Origin of the sequence: Pseudomonas sp. BF-R-01, from assembly GCF_019946615.1 — a bacterium.
Taxonomy (GTDB): Bacteria; Pseudomonadota; Gammaproteobacteria; order Pseudomonadales; family Pseudomonadaceae; genus Aquipseudomonas; species Aquipseudomonas migulae.
In genome coordinates, this window is the sequence record NZ_JAGYFX010000022.1 from 1 (window position 1) to 15,187 (window position 15,187).

A 15,187-nucleotide genomic window follows, 5' to 3' on the forward strand; every position below is an offset into this window, starting at 1 on the left:
CCTACAGACAGCCGGACGCAGTCGCTACTCGGTGGGGGCTAATTGATCCAGCGCCCGATTCACCGCCAACTCGCCCAGCATGATGACTTGCGCAATCCCCAGCAGGGAGTTGCGGCATGTCCCGTCCAGTTGATCCGCCAGGTCCGTCGCCATGACATTGGCCGATGCCAGGGATTCACACGCATGGGCCAGCAGGGTTTCGGTATCGAGTTCCGGGTTGACGATAAACAGGGTGGTGGGTGTTCGCGGAGTGGCTTTGATGTGAGCGTTCTGGGCGGCAGGGTTGAAGTAGAAATCGAGGGCGCGATTGACTGCCTCGCGATGTGCTTCTGAATCGGGATTGTCTTGCGGCGATGCCGGATCGGTGTCCGGTGGATTGGGCGTTACTTTGAACATTACAGGTACTCCTAATTGAAAAAGGAGCCTTCACCCTCGCTACCAAACGATGGGTGGCGGCCATACGCGGGTTGGTAGACCGGTAATTAGGAACCCGGCGCCCCCGAGGGAGCCCTGCGCATGGCCACCATAAAACAGAGACTAAAAAGGTCTGCTAACAGTGACGCAATACGCCTAATTGAACCGGGCTACCAAACCCCATCGCTGTATTTTTCAGCGACCGGAAAACGATAGAGCCCTGGCCCAAGGCGCACAAGCCGGCGGATTCTGGCGCAAGCGTAGGCAATGGCGCAAGGCGTTGTAGCCTGCGCGAAGTAACACGAAGTGTTTTTAAACACGCGTGGTTAAACATGAGCAAGCACTGCTGAAAATCGCGGAAGCGCCAGACTGTGCTCGTGGCAGTTTGCAAAGGCAAAACCACTGAATGTGTGTTTGCCGAACGGTTACGACGTGTATCGATTGATGGATCCAACAGCGGATCGTCACGTCAACACCCAATACCGGGCAAATGCCTGACCGTGGGCTATAACCAATGGGGGGAATCGCCGGGAAGTACGCCCATGAACATGCCCACACAATCGCTCCAGTCCGAAGAGGGCGATGTGCGCTTGAGCTCGCGAAAGCAACCGTTCAATCTGCTGCGCTGGTTTTCCCTCATCAGCATGGCGGTGATTGGTACGGTGGCGGTGGCGCTGGGGGCTGTGTCCACGCGATTTGTGATTACCGAGAGCGTGCAGCGCGATGCATTGCTGACCTCGCAGTTCATTCAGACGATTGCCTTGACCGAGGTGCGCCACGTATCCATTCCCAATGTGCGCAGCATGGGCGAGCTGCTGGACCCGCGCAAGGACAAGGATTTCCCCGACGTAGACCCGATGGCCCGCGCCAACGCCCGGGGCGAATTTCTCGACCACATCGAGCACTTGCCTGACGTGATCCTTGCCAACATCTACGCCCCCGACCGCATGGTGATCTGGTCGACCAACCCGGCATTGATGGGCACCACGATCCATGCCGACGAAGACCTTGAGCGCGCATTCGCCTCCAGGACGCCGGTGTCGACCAGTTATCACGACGTCGACAAGACACGCATGGAGCAAAAGTTCGTCTCGCCGCCGGAATTCATCTTCATCGAAAACTACATTCCGCTGTTCGATGCCGACGGCGAGCACGTCACGGCGATGGTCGAGATCTACAAGGAACCCGAAGACCTGATCAGCCGCATGGAGCGCGGTCTGGTGTTGATCTGGCTGGCCACCGCACTGGGCGGCGGGCTGATTTATCTGGGGCTGTACTGGATCGTGCGGCGTGCGGCGATCCTGTTGGCGGCGCAGCAAAAACAATTGATCACCAACGAAACCTTTGTCGCCCTGGGTGAGATGTCATCGGCGGTGGCCCACAGTTTGCGTAACCCGTTGGCGACCATTCGCTCCAGTGCCGAACTGGCGCTGGAGTTCGACAATGGCCCGGCGCACCAAAACATCAACGACATCATCGGTCAGGTCGATCGCATGTCGACGTGGGTCAGGGAATTGCTGCAATCCTTGCGCCCGCTCACCGATGAACCGGAACCGGTGAACCTGGTGGCGGCGGTGCACGACAGCCTCATGGCCTTCGAGCAGCAGATCGCCAAGGCCTGCGTTCAGGTGGTGTTCGAGCCGAAGGACACGCCCATGGTCCTGAGCCAGCAGATGCAGTTGACGCAGATACTCAACCGTCTGCTGGCCAACGCGCTGGAGGCCATGGACCAGGGCGGCACGCTCACCGTCATTCTGGAGCCGACGGATGCCCGAGACGTCAGCGTGGTGGTGAGCGATACCGGCAGAGGCATGAACGAAGAACAGCGCAGCATGGCTTTCCGGCCGTTTTTCACCACCAAGCAAGGCGGGCTCGGCGTCGGGCTCGTACTGGTCAAGCGGATTATGGAGCGCTGCGGCGGTACGGTGAGCCTGGACAGTCGCGAGGGCGAGGGCACAAGTGTTCGCCTGTCGTTCCAACGCAGTCCCTGAAATGGGGACGAACTTTCCCCGGTTGCGGGTGTCATTCCCCAGTCGTTTTTCGGGGAATGGCAAATTGATGTTGATAAGCCATTGTTTCCACGAGCATTAGTGCGATTGTATAGGCTGTAGCAAGTCTGGCGAGCTCCTTGCAAAACCCCCATTACCCCCTTCACGACTTCGAGGCGGCTGGTGATGGACAGAAAAGCGCTGCACCCCTGCAAATGGTTTGGTCTCCTGACGCCCCTTAGCGTTTTTGTGGCCATGACGCTCGGCACAACGAGCCTGCGCGCCAGCCCGATCGACGACGAGGGGCAGCCGCCACCTTCCGACCCTTCGGCGTATCACGACGAGCCGGCTGACAAGGCAGGTGCCTTGAACGCCATTTTGACCATGCCCCCCGCCAACCTGGATGCCTTCGACTTGCCGGCTGGCGTCAAAGGCACCCGAGAGACCCCGCTCAAGGAAAACGTCCTTCCGCCGGCGATACAGACCAGCTTCAATTACCCTACCAACGGCAAACCCAGCCCGTTGTACGGTGCTCTGCCGTTCACTCAGCAACTGGTGCTGTTCGAAGAGTTCGGTCCGGAAAAACTCGACCCCACCACCCCGGCGGCGCAGTTGCCGTTTCCACCGGCCGCCATCGGCCCGCTGCCGCAACAGGATCCCACCAGCGTCGCTCGCAGCGCTCCGCCGAGTGCGGCACTCGACGCTTTCATGCGCCAACCCGGACTGACCCCGTTTCCCAGCCATTATTCCAACGTGGTCGACCGCAACCCTTGGCAGAAGCAGATCGAATTTTTCCTCAACCGCCGTATCGGTTCGTCGGCTGAAGGCCGTCCACCAGGAAAAGGCTGGTCGCACCAGCGCTGGAACGAGTTTTACCCGCAGATTGCCTACAAGACTGTGCAATCCGGCGCACGGGTGAATACCGGGTTGCGTGACAGTCGTCAGATGCACCGCTATGCCATGGGCGAGTTTGGCCCCGGTGGCCTCTATTACAATGTGGCTGGCCTGCCGACGACCGTAGGCACCGCCAAAGGCGTCGATGCGCGTTTTCACCCGAAAATGCCGGTGCAGAACCACAAATCGGTCTGGACCTTCGACGGCACCTTGCCGCCAAAATTGCTCATGGTGCGTTACGGACAACCCGTGCTGATGCGCCATTACAACGCCTTGCCGATCGACCCGTCGGCGAACATGGGTTTTGGTCTGCACACCCTCAGCACCCACGAACACAACGGTCACCAACCGGCGGAAAGCGACGGTTATGCCAACGCATTTTTCTTCCCCGGGCAATTCTACGACTATCGCTGGCCGATCCAGTTGGCCGGCTACGACAGCATCAACACCACGGCTACAGACCCGCGTGCAGCTTTTCCGTGCTCGCCGGGCGAAACCCTGTGGACCAACGACCTCATCCCCAGCCGCAAGACCTGCGACAACGGCACGATCAAGATCCGTGGCGACTGGCGCGAAACCATGAGCACCCACTGGTTTCACGACCACATGCTCGATTTCACCGCGCAGAACGTCTACAAGGGCAACGCGGCGATGATGAACTACTACAGCGCCCTGGACCGTGGCAATGAAGCGGTGAATGACGGCGTCAACCTGCGTTTACCCAGTGGCAACGCCTTGCCTTGGGGCAACCGCGACTACGACGTCAACCTGCTGTTTGCCGATAAAGCGTGGGACAAGAACGGTCAACTGTGGTTTAACCCGTTCAATACCGATGGCTTCCTCGGTGATCAGGTGCTGGTCAACTGGCAGTGGAAACCGGTCCTGGATGTGCGCGCCCGCAGCTATCGGTTCCGCATGCTCAATGGCTCGGTATCGCGCTACTTCAAACTCGCGCTGGTGCGCGAAATCAAGGGCACCGGCGGCGAGTTCCCAGGGCCTGTCGGGTCAGGCTTGTCGTACGCCCGCGTGCCGTTCCACATGATTGCCAACGACGGCAATATCATGGAACACGCCGTGCCGTTCGACGGCACCATGGACCTGGATGCCGACGGCGATACTCAAAATCACAACGCGATCCTGCCAACCATGGGCATCGCCGAACGTTTCGACATCATCGTCAACTTCTCGAAAAACGGGGTCAAGGCGGGCGACAAGCTGTTCTTCGTCAACCTGCTGGTGCACGAAGACGGCAAGGGCCCGGAAGAACCCGCCGCCCTGGCTGACGTGCTGTCCGAGAAGTACAAGGCCGTCATCAGGCAATCCAGCAAGGGGCCGAAGTGGGAGGACGGTGATCCGGCGATAGGCAAAGTGTTGCAATTCAACGTCAAGGCCTACACCGGTCAGGACCTGGCCATGGACCCGGCGGCCTATGAACCGGCCAAACCGGGCAAGGCTGAAGGCCTGGTGATGATCCCGCTGAAAATTCACCGCGATAATGTGGCCGACAAGGCGCTGCTGGCCAAGGCCCGTCATCGCACCTTCACCTTCGGTCGTTCCGACGGCACCGATTCGGCGCCGTGGACAATCAAGACCGACGGCGGTTTCGGTTTCAGAATGGACCCTCGTCGGCTGAACGTCTCGACCAAACTGGCCTCCGGCCCGACCGATGCCGGCGCCACGGGCTTCGGTACGCTGGAAGTGTGGAACATCAAGCTCGGCGGCGAGGGCTGGAGCCACCCGGTTCACGTGCACTTCGAGGAGGGGATCATCCTCAGTCGCGGCGGCAAGCTACCACCAGAGTGGGAAAAATGGGCACGTAAGGACGTGTACCGCATCGGTCCGGAAAAGGACGGCCTGGACAGCGTCGAGATTGCGATCCACTTCCGCGAATTCGCCGGGACGTACATGGAGCACTGCCACAACACTCAACATGAAGACAACTCCATGCTGTTGCGTTGGGACGTTGAGAAACCGGGGCAACTGCAATTGATGCCGGTTCCGCTGCCGAGCTGGGATGGCGTGCGCTACGTGAACTCTGCTGCACTGCCAACCTTCCGCACTGGCGATGGCTACGGCCCACAAGTGGTGATCAAGCCATGATCCGCAGGGGAGCCGACATGACACTGCACACGCCGCGCTCCCGCGCACTGGGCATGCACCTGATTCTGGTACTGGTGACGTTTTTGCTGGCCAGCCAGGTGCTGCTCGCTCATGAAGGCGCACTGTCGCCGTCGCCGACGGAATCGGCGACCCCCTGGGGGCGCGATTACTTTCCCAACACCTTGCTGACCGACCAGGACGGTCGGCAGGTGCGTTTTTTCGATGACATGATCAAAGGCAAAGTGGTTGTGATCAACTTCATCTTCACCACGTGCAGCGATTCCTGCCCGCTGGAAACCGCGCGCCTGCGCCAGGTGCAGCAGTTGTTGGGGCCCCGGGTCGGTCAGGACATTTTTTTCTACTCGATCAGCATCGACCCGTTGAGCGATACACCCGAGGTGCTCAAGGCCTACGCGCAGCGCTTCAAAGTCGGACCGGGCTGGCAGTTCCTCACCGGGGAGTTCGAGGCCGTCACCGACCTGCGCAAAAAGCTCGGGCTGTTTATCGAGGGTGTCGACAACGGTCGCAGCAAGGACCACAACCTGAGCCTGATCGTCGGCAACCAGGGCACCGGTCGCTGGATGAAAGCCTCACCGTTCGAGAACCCATGGATTCTCGCCGATCAGTTGGCCAATACCTTGCAGAACTGGAAGCAACCCAGTGTTGAAGAAAATTATGCCGATGCGCCCGAGATCCGCCCGCCGAGCAACGGCGAAGAGTTGTTTCGCACCCGTTGCGCCTCGTGCCACAGCCTCGGGCCGCAAGACGGGCAGGGCATCGGCATGCGTGCCATCGGCCCGGACCTGATCGGCGTAACCCGCGTGCGCGATCCCGCCTGGCTCAATCGCTGGATCCGAGAACCGGATCGCATGCTGGCCGAAAAAGACCCGATTGCGCTGGAACTGTTTCAACGCTTCGACAAAATCCCGATGCCAAACCTGCGCCTTGATGAGAAAGCGGCGCAGTCCATCATTGATTTTTTGCAGGAGGAAACCGATCGTCAGCAATCGTTGCAAGCGGCGCAGGTGCCATAGCGGCGAATTACTATCATTGAACCGCCGACTCGATCAATGACACCTACACTGATGCGAAACGCCACTGAATAGGCTTCATGCCAGTACCGAATTCAGGACCCACCATGCAGATACTCGAACAACAAAAAGTACCTGCTCCGTCGAACCTTCCGGCGGGGGAATGCACGAGCTGGCGTGGCGAATTCAATCTGCTGCGCTGGTTTTCCTTTGCCAGTTTTTTGATCATTGCCGCCGTGGCGGCGGGGCTGGGGTACATCTCCACCCGTTTCGTGGTGGAGGAGAGCATCGAACGCGATTCCATGCTGACCGCGCAATTTATCCAGGCCATCGGTGCTGCCGAAATCCGCCACGCATCGATTTCCCCGGAAAGAACCATGGGCGAAATGCTCGATTCTCGCCTGGATAACGCCCATCCCGACGTGAACCCGGGCGCACGTGCTGCGGCGCGCATCGAGTTTCTCGACCATGTGGCAAACCTGCCGGACCTGCTGTTGGCCACGGTGTATGCCCAGGATCGCACCGTGGTCTGGTCGACCAACCCGGAACTGATCGGCGTACGCATCGAAGACGACGATGAACTGGACGAATCTTTCGAAATGAAGGAGCCCGTTTCCACCAGCTACCACGAAGTCGATGAAGAACGTCCGGAACAAAAACTGTTGCACGAGCCCCAGTACCTGTTCGTTGAAAACTACATCCCGATGTTCAACGCCGACAAAAGCAAAGTCATCGCCATGGTCGAGGTCTACAAGGAGCCTACTGATCTGGTTGAACGTATCCAGCGCGGTTTCAAGGCCATCTGGCTGGCCACCGTGCTCGGTGGTGCCGCCATCTACTTGGGGCTGTTCTGGATTGTGCGGCGTGCGGCGAAGCTGATCGAGAGCCAGCAGAAACAGCTGATTGCCAACGAAACCTTCGTCGCGCTGGGGGAAATGTCTTCGGCCGTGGCCCACAGTTTGCGCAACCCGCTGGCGAACATTCGCTCCAGCGCCGAACTGGCCCAGGAAATCGCCAGTCAGAGCGCGCAGAAGAACATCGGCGACATCATCAACCAGGTCGATCGCATGTCGCGTTGGGTTCGCGAGTTGCTGGTGTCGTTGCGGCCGGTGAATGACGACTACGAAACGGTAGACCTGGTGTTGGCCATCGACGACACCCTGAGTGCCTTTGACGCGCTGATCAAGCGCTCCGGTGTCGAAGTCCGGTTCACGCCGCAGGTTTGCCCACCGGTCGTCAGCCAACAGGTGCTGCTCACGCAAATTCTCAATAGCCTGTTCGCCAATGCCCTCGAAGCCATGCCCAAGGGCGGCGTGCTGAGCATCGATATCGAGTCGCCGCAGTCCGGACTCTTGCGCATGACCCTGAGCGATACCGGCAAGGGCATGACCAAACAGCAGCAACAAATGGTTTTCAAACCGTTTTTCACCACCAAGCAAGGCGGGTTGGGTGTGGGCCTGGCCCTGGTCAAAAGAATAATGGAGCGTTTTGAAGGTTCGGTCGAACTGACCAGCCAGGAGCAGGAAGGAACCCGCGTTTGTCTGAACTTCAAAGTGGCAACGGGAGGGGAATATGGGGTACAGCATTCTGCTGGTCGAGGATGACGAAATCCTCGCCGGGAATCTTCAGACCTACCTGGAACGCAAAGACTTCGAGGTGACGGTCTGCCACTCGGCTGAAGATGCGCTGAAGCAAATGAACACGTTTGCCCCGGACGTCGTACTGACCGACAACTCGTTGCCGGGCATGAGCGGTCACGATCTGATCCAGAAGCTGCGTATCAGCGCGCCGGACCTGAAAGTGATCATGATGACCGGCTACGGCAATGTCGAAGACGCCGTGGTGGCGATGAAAGAAGGCGCGTTCCATTACGTCACCAAACCGGTGGCGCTGCCGGAACTCAAGCTGTTGCTGGACAAGGCCCTGGCCACCGAGCGGATGGAGCGCACGCTGTCGTTCTATCAGGAACGCGAAGCGCAGAAGTCGGGGGTGCAGGCGTTGATCGGCGAATCGGGGCCCATGGTCTTTCTGAAAAACACCATCGGCCAGTTGCTCGACGCGGAGCGCCGGATGGCCAACGCCGATTTGCCGCCGGTGCTGGTGGAAGGCGAGACGGGCACTGGCAAGGAACTGGTGGCCCGCGCGCTGCATTTCGACGGCCCGCGCAGCAAGGGTCCGTTCATTGAATTCAACTGCGCGTCGATTCCCTCCAACCTCGTGGAGTCGGAGCTGTTCGGCCATGAGAAGGGGGCATTCACCGACGCCAAGGACCGTCGCGTCGGCCTTGTGGAAGCGGCGGATGGCGGCACCTTGTTTCTCGATGAAGTCGGGGAAATGGACCTGCTGCTGCAAGCCAAACTGCTGAAGCTGCTGGAAGACCGGACTATTCGCCGGGTCGGTTCGGTGAAGGAGCGCAAGGTCGATTTGCGGGTGATCAGCGCAACCAATTGCAACCTCGAACAAATGGTCCAGCAGGGCAAGTTCCGCCGCGACCTGTTCTTCCGTTTGCGCATCATTTCGATCAAGGTGCCGCGCCTTTATACCCGTGGCGAAGACGTCCTGTTGCTGGCCCGGCACTTCCTCGCCATCCACGGCAAACGCTATGGCAAACCGAACCTGCATTTCAGCGAACAGGCCGAAGAGTTGCTCATGAGCTACAGCTGGCCGGGCAACGTGCGCGAGTTGCGCAACATGCTCGAACAAACCGTGCTGCTGGCCCAGTACGACACCATCGCCGCGCACCAGTTGAACGTCTGCCTGAGCCTGGTGGACGAGCCGGTGGCGATGCCCGAGGCGCCCCATAACGAAGTGCGCCCGGCGTACAACGGCAACGAGTCGATGAACCTGCCGGAGGTCGAGCGCGACATGGTGCGCAAGATGCTCGACAAGACCGACTGGAACGTCACCAAGTCCGCGCGCCTGCTGGGTTTGAGCCGCGACATGCTGCGTTACCGGATCGAAAAACTCGGCCTCGCCCGCCCGGACAAGCGTCAGTGGTAGACGGGCGTCGCCTGGCCCTGCCGACTGAGGCAGGCCAGCAGGCAGGTCGGGTCGACGACTTCTTCGTTCACGTAGACGCCGAGTTCCGGGTCATAGGAGCGGATGAACACCCGGACGGTGGCATCCGCGACGGTCGGCAACTGTGAATCGGAGAACACGTGCTCGCTGGAGATCGGGATGAAATCCTGCGGCGCCGTGGGAATGTACGAGCGCGGTGGCACCGTGCTCAACGTCGGCGGAACGGGGTGGGCGAACGGCTGGTTTTCGCCGTAATAGTTGAACTCGCTGCTGTACCCGGACGGCGGCGTCAGGTTGTCATCCGCGTGAACCCCCGTGGTGGCGGTCAGGCAGAAGATGAGCAACAGCATCAAATCGGTGTGTTTCATGGCAGCACCTGCGAAATCGGTTGTCCCGCAATTCCCCAAGGCCATTAACTATAGCTGCCGTACGGGGGCGTTGCCGGCTTACAACATTCCAACAAACACCACATGGGTTTTTCAAAAACGCTGATCTAGACTCGGGCCGGTCTGATAAACCCGAGTTCTGGAGCGTGCAATGGAAATGCTGACCAAAGAAAAAGCCATCGCCAGCAACCGCGATGCGTGGAATGACTCCGCCCGACACCACAAAGACAATCCCGAATGGCCGTCCCTGTTGAAGGCCGTGACACTGGGCGATTTCTGCTGCATCGACGACACGTTGCGCGGTGTGCTGGAGCAGGTCGGGGTCGACGGCAAGGACGTGGTGCAACTGGGCTGCAACAACGGCCGCGAAAGTCTTGCACTGTTTGCGCTCGGTGCCCGCAGCGTCGTCGGCGTTGACCAGTCCGCAGCGTTTCTCGATCAGGCGCGGGAACTGGCTTCCCGCTCGCCGCACGCGCCTGAATTCGTCGAGGCCGACATTCATCACCTGCCGAGTGAACTGCACCACCGGTTCGATGTGGCCCTGATCACCATCGGCGTATTGGGCTGGATGCCGGACATTGGCGAATTCTTCCGCCACGTCGCCCGCACCCTCAAGCCCGGCGGGGCGTTGGTGGTGTACGAAACCCACCCGTTCCTGGAAATGTTCGACCCCGAATCAGACGATCCCTTTCGCCCGGTCACTTCGTACTTCCGCCGCGAACCTTTCGTGCAGGACCAGCCGATCGTCTACGAAGGTAAAGTCGAACAGCAGGCCGCGACGTCCTACTGGTTCGTCCACACCCTCAGCGAGATGTTTACCGGCGCCATCGAAGCGGGGTTGCAGATCAGCCACTTCAAGGAATATCCGCATTCCAACCGGGAGGAGATTTATGATCAGTATCAGCAGCGAGAGGCGCAGTTGCCGTTGTGTTTTACGTGGGTGGGGGTGAAGTGCTGAGTTTTTGAGCCGAAAATGAGTTGCCCCTATCGCGAGCAGGCTCGCTCCCACCTTGATCTTTGGCGCAACGAAGATCCAATGTGGGAGCGAGCCTGCTCGCGATGGGGCCCTAACGTGCAACGCAAACCTGAAATTTGTCCCAACTCCACTTCCGCGGCCGCTATCCTTTGCCCCACGCCCCTAAAACAGGTTCACCCATGCTTTCGGTCCAAGGCGTTTTCAAAAGCTACGCCACTCCGCAAGGTCCTCTGTCGGTGCTGCAAGGTGTCGACCTGACGCTGAAATCCGGCAGCAGCCTGGCGCTGATGGGCGAGTCGGGCAGCGGCAAAAGCACCTTGCTGCACTTGATCGCCGGGCTGGACAAGGTCGATAGCGGCAGCATCCGCAGTGGTGAACATCAGCTTGAACGAATGAGTGAAGGGCAACTGGCGAACTGGCGACGCACCGAAATCGGCCTGGTGTTCCAGCAGTTCAACCTGATCGGCAGTTTGCGCGTGGAGGACAATCTGGCGTTCCAGGCGCGGCTGGCGGGGCGGCATGATGCGCGCTGGCAGGCGCATCTGGTCAAGCGTCTGGGCCTGGGCGATGTGTTGCGGCGTTATCCCGAGCAGTTGTCCGGCGGCCAGCAACAGCGAGTCGCGCTGGGCCGGGCGCTGGCATCGCAACCCAAATTGCTGCTGGCCGATGAACCCACCGGCAGCCTCGATGAAGCCACCAGCGATGAAGTGCTGAAGTTGTTGCTGGAACTGCTCGACGACAGTCCGACGACGTTGTTGATGGTCACCCACAGCCCGAGAGTGGCCGCGCGGCTGGCTGAAAAAGTGGTGCTGCACCGTGGCCGTCTGGCTGGCGCGGACGAGCACTGAGGTGAGGGTCTTTCGCGAGACGTTGCGGGCGCTGCTCAGCCATTGGCGGCAGCACCCGGTGCAGTTTTTCAGTGTGCTGACCGGGCTGTGGCTGGCCACCAGCCTGCTGACCGGCGTGCAGGCGCTCAACAGTCAGGCGCGGGAAAGTTATGCGCGGGCCAGTCAGTTGATCGGCGGTGAACCGCAGGCCAGCCTCAGTGCACCCGGTGGCGGGACTTTTTCTCAGGCATTGTTTATCGAACTGCGCCGCGCCGGTTGGCCGGTGTCGCCGGTGCTGCAAGGGCGGGTGACGCTCAAGGGCCATGAAGACCAGCGCTTGCAACTGATGGGCATCGAGCCGGTGTCGCTGCCGGCCGGTTCGGCGGTGGCCGGGCGGGCATTGGACATTGAGCAGATCGTCCGGTTTTTCAGCCCGCCGGGCAGCACCTGGATTTCGCCGCAGACGTTGCAAGCGTTGGGCATGCGCGAAGGCGAGCAGCCGTTGACGTTGAGCGGTGCCGCCTTGCCGCCGCTGCATGTACAAACCGACATGGCCCCCGGCGTGTTGCTGGTGGATATCGGCTTCGCCCAGCAGATTCTGGGGCTGCCGGAGCAACTGTCTCGTCTGCTGCTGCCCAAGGATTTCACCGCCACCTTGCCGGATCAGTTCAAAAGCCAGCTCCAACTCAAAAGCAGCGGCGAAGAAAACAACCTCTCGCGCCTCACCGAAAGTTTTCATCTGAACCTCGATGCCTTGGGTTTTCTGTCTTTCGTGGTCGGCCTGTTCATCGTTCACGCGGCCATCGGGCTGGCGCTGGAACAACGCCGAGGGCTGCTGCGAACCTTGCGCGCCTGTGGTGTCAGCGCACGGATGTTGATCGCTTGCCTCGCCGTTGAACTGGGCGGCCTGGCACTGCTCGGCGGCCTCGCCGGCGTTGCCAGCGGCTACCTGCTGGCCAGCGTGCTGCTGCCGGATGTCGCTGCGAGTTTGCGCGGTTTGTACGGTGCCGAAGTGGCGGGGCAGTTAAGCCTCAGTCCATGGTGGTGGCTCAGTGGCGTCGGCTTGAGCCTGTTCGGCGCGTTGTTGGCCGGTGCCAACAGTTTGTTGCGGGCGGCGCGTCTGCCGTTGCTGGCCCTGGCCGATCCGCAAGCCTGGCATCAGGCTCACGCACGCTGGTTGCGGCGCCAGGCGTGGGTCGCGGCGATTGCCGGCGTGATCGCGTTACTGGCGCTGATCCGGGGCGACAGCCTCGCCAGTGGATTTGTGCTGATGGCGGCATTGTTGATCGGTGCCGCACTGGCGCTGCCGGTGGTGCTCAACAGCGTGTTGAACCTGACGCTGCAGCGCAGCCGCTCGGTGCTCGGCCAATGGTTTCTCGCCGATTGCCGCCAGCAACTGCCGGCCCTGAGCCTGGCGCTGATGGCGCTGCTGTTGGCATTGGCGGCGAACATCGGCGCCGGCAGCATGACCGCCGGTTTCCGCCAGACCTTCAGTAACTGGCTCGAACAACGCCTGACTGCCGAGCTGTACGTGAACCCGCAAAATCCGGCCCAGGCCCGAGAACTGCAAAGCTGGCTCAAACAGCAACCCTCCCTCAGCGCGGTGCTGCCCAACTGGCAGGTGTCGATCCAGTTGCAGGGCTGGCCCGCGGACGTATTCGGCGTGACCGACCACCCGACCTATCGCCAGCACTGGCCGCTGTTGGAGGCCTTGGGCGACAACCCGTGGGACCGGCTGGCCAAGGACGACGCCTTGATGCTCAGCGAACAACTGGCGCGGCGGTTGAAAGTGCATCTGGGCGACCACCTGACGATACCCACACCGGCGGGACCCTGGTCGCCGCGAATCGTCGGGATCTACGCCGACTACGGCAACCCCAAGGGCCACCTCCTGGTCAACGTCAATCACCTGCTGCGCGGCTGGCCGCAACTGACGCCGAACCGTTTCAACCTGCGCATCGACCCGCCGTTGATTGCGCCGTTCCTGCAAACCCTGCAAGCGCGCTTCGCCCTCGATGACAGTCGCATCGTCGATCAGGCCCGGCTCAAGGGCTGGTCCACACAAGTGTTCGAACGCACCTTCGCCGCCACTGCCGCGCTGAACAGCCTGACCCTCGCAGTCGCGGGCGTGGCGCTGTTCATCAGCCTGCTGACCCAGAGCCAAAGCCGCCTCGGACAACTCGCGCCCCTGTGGGCGCTGGGTGTGACGCGCCGACAATTGATGCTGCTCAACCTCGGGCAAACCTGGCTGCTGGCAGTGCTGACGCTGATGTTGGCGTTGCCGTTGGGCATCGCGCTGGCGTGGTGCCTGGACACGGTGATCAACGTTCAGGCGTTCGGCTGGCGCCTGCCGTTGCGGGTCTTTCCGTTGCAGCTGTTGCAGTTGATGGGGCTGGCGTTGCTCGCGACTTTGCTGGCGTCGGCGTGGCCGCTGTACTCGCTGTATCGCTCGCAACCGGCGGACCTGCTGAGGACGTTTGCTCATGAGGATTAAGCTCGGCGCGTTGTTGCTGGCACTTTTTTTGAGCGGCTGCGATGACACGGCGCCGGTTGAAAAAGGCTTCGCCGGGCTCGGGGGTGAAGCTGCCGCGTTCACACCCGTAGTGCCCGGCCGGGTGTTCAGTTTCCCGGCGGATCACGGTCCCCACGATGGTTTTCGGATCGAGTGGTGGTACGTCACGGCTAACCTCAAGGACGATCAGGGCCGCGAGTTCGGCGTGCAATGGACGCTGTTTCGCAGTGCCTTGAAAGCCGCGCCCGAGGTGGCGGGTTGGGGCAATCAGGTGATCTGGTTGGGGCATGCTGCGGTGACCTCTGCCACGGTGCATCATGCTGCCGAGCGTTATTCCCGGGGTGGCGTTGGTCAGGCGGGTGTGAGTCTTGACCCGTTCAATGCGTGGATCGACGACTGGCGATTCAGCAGCCAGGGCGCCGATCCTCTGGCGGAGCTTCAACTCAGTGCCCGCGACAAGGCGTTCAGCTACCAGCTGCGGCTGACGTCCACGCGTCCACTGGTGCTTCAGGGCGACAAGGGTTTTAGTCAGAAATCCGAACAGGGCCAGGCGTCGTACTACTACAGCCAGCCGTTTTTCCAGGCCAGCGGCACGTTGGATATCGACGGCAAGGCCTATCAGGTCAGCGGTCCAGCCTGGCTTGACCGCGAGTGGAGCAGCCAGCCACTGACCGCCAATCAGACAGGTTGGGACTGGTTTTCCCTGCACCTGGACAGCGGCGAACAGGTCATGCTGTACCGCATGCGGCAGAAAAACGGCGAGCCGTATCTCACCGGCACCTGGATCGACGCACAGGGCCAGACTCAGTTATTGCACGCCGCCGACATCATCCTCACGCCACAAGACACCGCGACAGTCGCCGGTCGTTCGATGCCGGTGCGCTGGTCAATCAAAATTCCCGCCAAGCACCTCGACATCACCCTCGATGCCCTCAATCGCAATGCCTGGATGAATTTGCGCATTCCATACTGGGAAGGCCCCGTGCGCCTGAGCGGCAGTCATGCGGGGCAGGGCTATCTGGAAATGACCGGGTATTGAGT

At 60.8% G+C, this 15,187-nt stretch carries 11 protein-coding genes; 9 read left to right on the plus strand and 2 right to left on the minus strand.

Annotated features, from left to right (window positions below; translation table 11 throughout):
- Positions 1-24 precede the first annotated feature (24 nt).
- Entirely contained in the window at positions 25-396 is a 372-nt protein-coding gene (locus KGB27_RS10970) for a DUF6124 family protein (RefSeq protein ID WP_008034164.1), read from the minus strand.
- Positions 397-956: 560 nt separating this feature from the next.
- Between KGB27_RS10970 and KGB27_RS10975 the strand changes: the two genes are divergently transcribed.
- From KGB27_RS10975 to KGB27_RS10995, 5 genes are all read left to right on the plus strand, one after another.
- Complete coding sequence (locus tag KGB27_RS10975) at positions 957-2,405, plus strand: sensor histidine kinase (RefSeq protein WP_223480510.1); 1,449 nt, start codon at positions 957-959, stop codon at positions 2,403-2,405.
- A 183-nt stretch (positions 2,406-2,588) separates the two neighbouring features.
- Positions 2,589-5,396 carry a multicopper oxidase domain-containing protein gene (locus KGB27_RS10980; RefSeq protein ID WP_223554442.1) on the plus strand — a complete coding sequence of 936 codons (2,808 nt, stop codon included), beginning with the start codon at positions 2,589-2,591 and terminating at the stop codon, positions 5,394-5,396.
- 17 nt (positions 5,397-5,413) lie between these two features.
- The gene (locus KGB27_RS10985; protein WP_008043625.1) at positions 5,414-6,430 is read left to right on the plus strand and encodes an SCO family protein; all 1,017 of its coding nucleotides are present in this window, start codon (positions 5,414-5,416) and stop codon (positions 6,428-6,430) included.
- A 104-nt stretch (positions 6,431-6,534) separates the two neighbouring features.
- Entirely contained in the window at positions 6,535-8,031 is a 1,497-nt protein-coding gene (locus KGB27_RS10990) for a sensor histidine kinase (protein ID WP_008034155.1), read from the plus strand.
- Positions 8,000-9,427: a sigma-54-dependent transcriptional regulator gene (locus KGB27_RS10995; RefSeq protein WP_207286177.1), complete on the plus strand. Its 1,428-nt coding sequence runs from the start codon at positions 8,000-8,002 to the stop codon at positions 9,425-9,427. Before KGB27_RS10990 ends, KGB27_RS10995 begins: the two co-directional genes overlap by 32 nt.
- Here the strand turns inward: KGB27_RS10995 and KGB27_RS11000 are convergent.
- Positions 9,418-9,813, minus strand: a complete 396-nt coding sequence (locus KGB27_RS11000) for a hypothetical protein (protein WP_223554444.1) — start codon at positions 9,811-9,813, stop codon at positions 9,418-9,420. The two genes, KGB27_RS10995 and KGB27_RS11000, sit on opposite strands and share 10 nt — an antisense overlap.
- Positions 9,814-9,982: 169 nt before the next feature.
- Here KGB27_RS11000 and KGB27_RS11005 point away from each other — a divergent pair, with 169 nt between their 5' ends.
- The 4 genes from KGB27_RS11005 to KGB27_RS11020 all read left to right on the plus strand — a co-directional run bounded on the left by KGB27_RS11005 (position 9,983) and on the right by KGB27_RS11020 (position 15,185).
- The gene (locus KGB27_RS11005) at positions 9,983-10,789 is read left to right on the plus strand and encodes a class I SAM-dependent methyltransferase (protein ID WP_223554446.1); all 807 of its coding nucleotides are present in this window, start codon (positions 9,983-9,985) and stop codon (positions 10,787-10,789) included.
- Between the two features lie 197 nt (positions 10,790-10,986).
- Positions 10,987-11,655: an ABC transporter ATP-binding protein gene (locus tag KGB27_RS11010; RefSeq protein WP_008034147.1), complete on the plus strand. Its 669-nt coding sequence runs from the start codon at positions 10,987-10,989 to the stop codon at positions 11,653-11,655.
- A 1-nt stretch (position 11,656) separates the two neighbouring features.
- The gene (locus tag KGB27_RS11015; RefSeq protein ID WP_223554448.1) at positions 11,657-14,128 is read left to right on the plus strand and encodes an ABC transporter permease; all 2,472 of its coding nucleotides are present in this window, start codon (positions 11,657-11,659) and stop codon (positions 14,126-14,128) included.
- Positions 14,118-15,185: a lipocalin-like domain-containing protein gene (locus KGB27_RS11020; RefSeq protein WP_223554451.1), complete on the plus strand. Its 1,068-nt coding sequence runs from the start codon at positions 14,118-14,120 to the stop codon at positions 15,183-15,185. The genes KGB27_RS11015 and KGB27_RS11020 overlap by 11 nt, the downstream gene beginning before the upstream one ends.
- Positions 15,186-15,187 lie beyond the last annotated feature (2 nt).

Bases quoted from the DNA above. Each gene is read 5' to 3' on its own strand.
- KGB27_RS10980 (WP_223554442.1), top strand. From the start codon at position 2,589: ATGGACAGAAAAGCGCTGCACCCCTGCAAATGGTTTGGTCTCCTGACG.
- KGB27_RS10985 (WP_008043625.1), top strand. From the start codon at position 5,414: ATGACACTGCACACGCCGCGCTCCCGCGCACTGGGCATGCACCTGATT.
- KGB27_RS10990 (WP_008034155.1), top strand. From the start codon at position 6,535: ATGCAGATACTCGAACAACAAAAAGTACCTGCTCCGTCGAACCTTCCG.
- KGB27_RS10970 (WP_008034164.1), bottom strand. From the start codon at position 396: ATGTTCAAAGTAACGCCCAATCCACCGGACACCGATCCGGCATCGCCG.
- KGB27_RS11020 (WP_223554451.1), top strand. From the start codon at position 14,118: ATGAGGATTAAGCTCGGCGCGTTGTTGCTGGCACTTTTTTTGAGCGGC.
- KGB27_RS10995 (WP_207286177.1), top strand. From the start codon at position 8,000: ATGGGGTACAGCATTCTGCTGGTCGAGGATGACGAAATCCTCGCCGGG.
- KGB27_RS10975 (WP_223480510.1), top strand. From the start codon at position 957: ATGAACATGCCCACACAATCGCTCCAGTCCGAAGAGGGCGATGTGCGC.
- KGB27_RS11000 (WP_223554444.1), bottom strand. From the start codon at position 9,813: ATGAAACACACCGATTTGATGCTGTTGCTCATCTTCTGCCTGACCGCC.
- KGB27_RS11005 (WP_223554446.1), top strand. From the start codon at position 9,983: ATGGAAATGCTGACCAAAGAAAAAGCCATCGCCAGCAACCGCGATGCG.
- KGB27_RS11010 (WP_008034147.1), top strand. From the start codon at position 10,987: ATGCTTTCGGTCCAAGGCGTTTTCAAAAGCTACGCCACTCCGCAAGGT.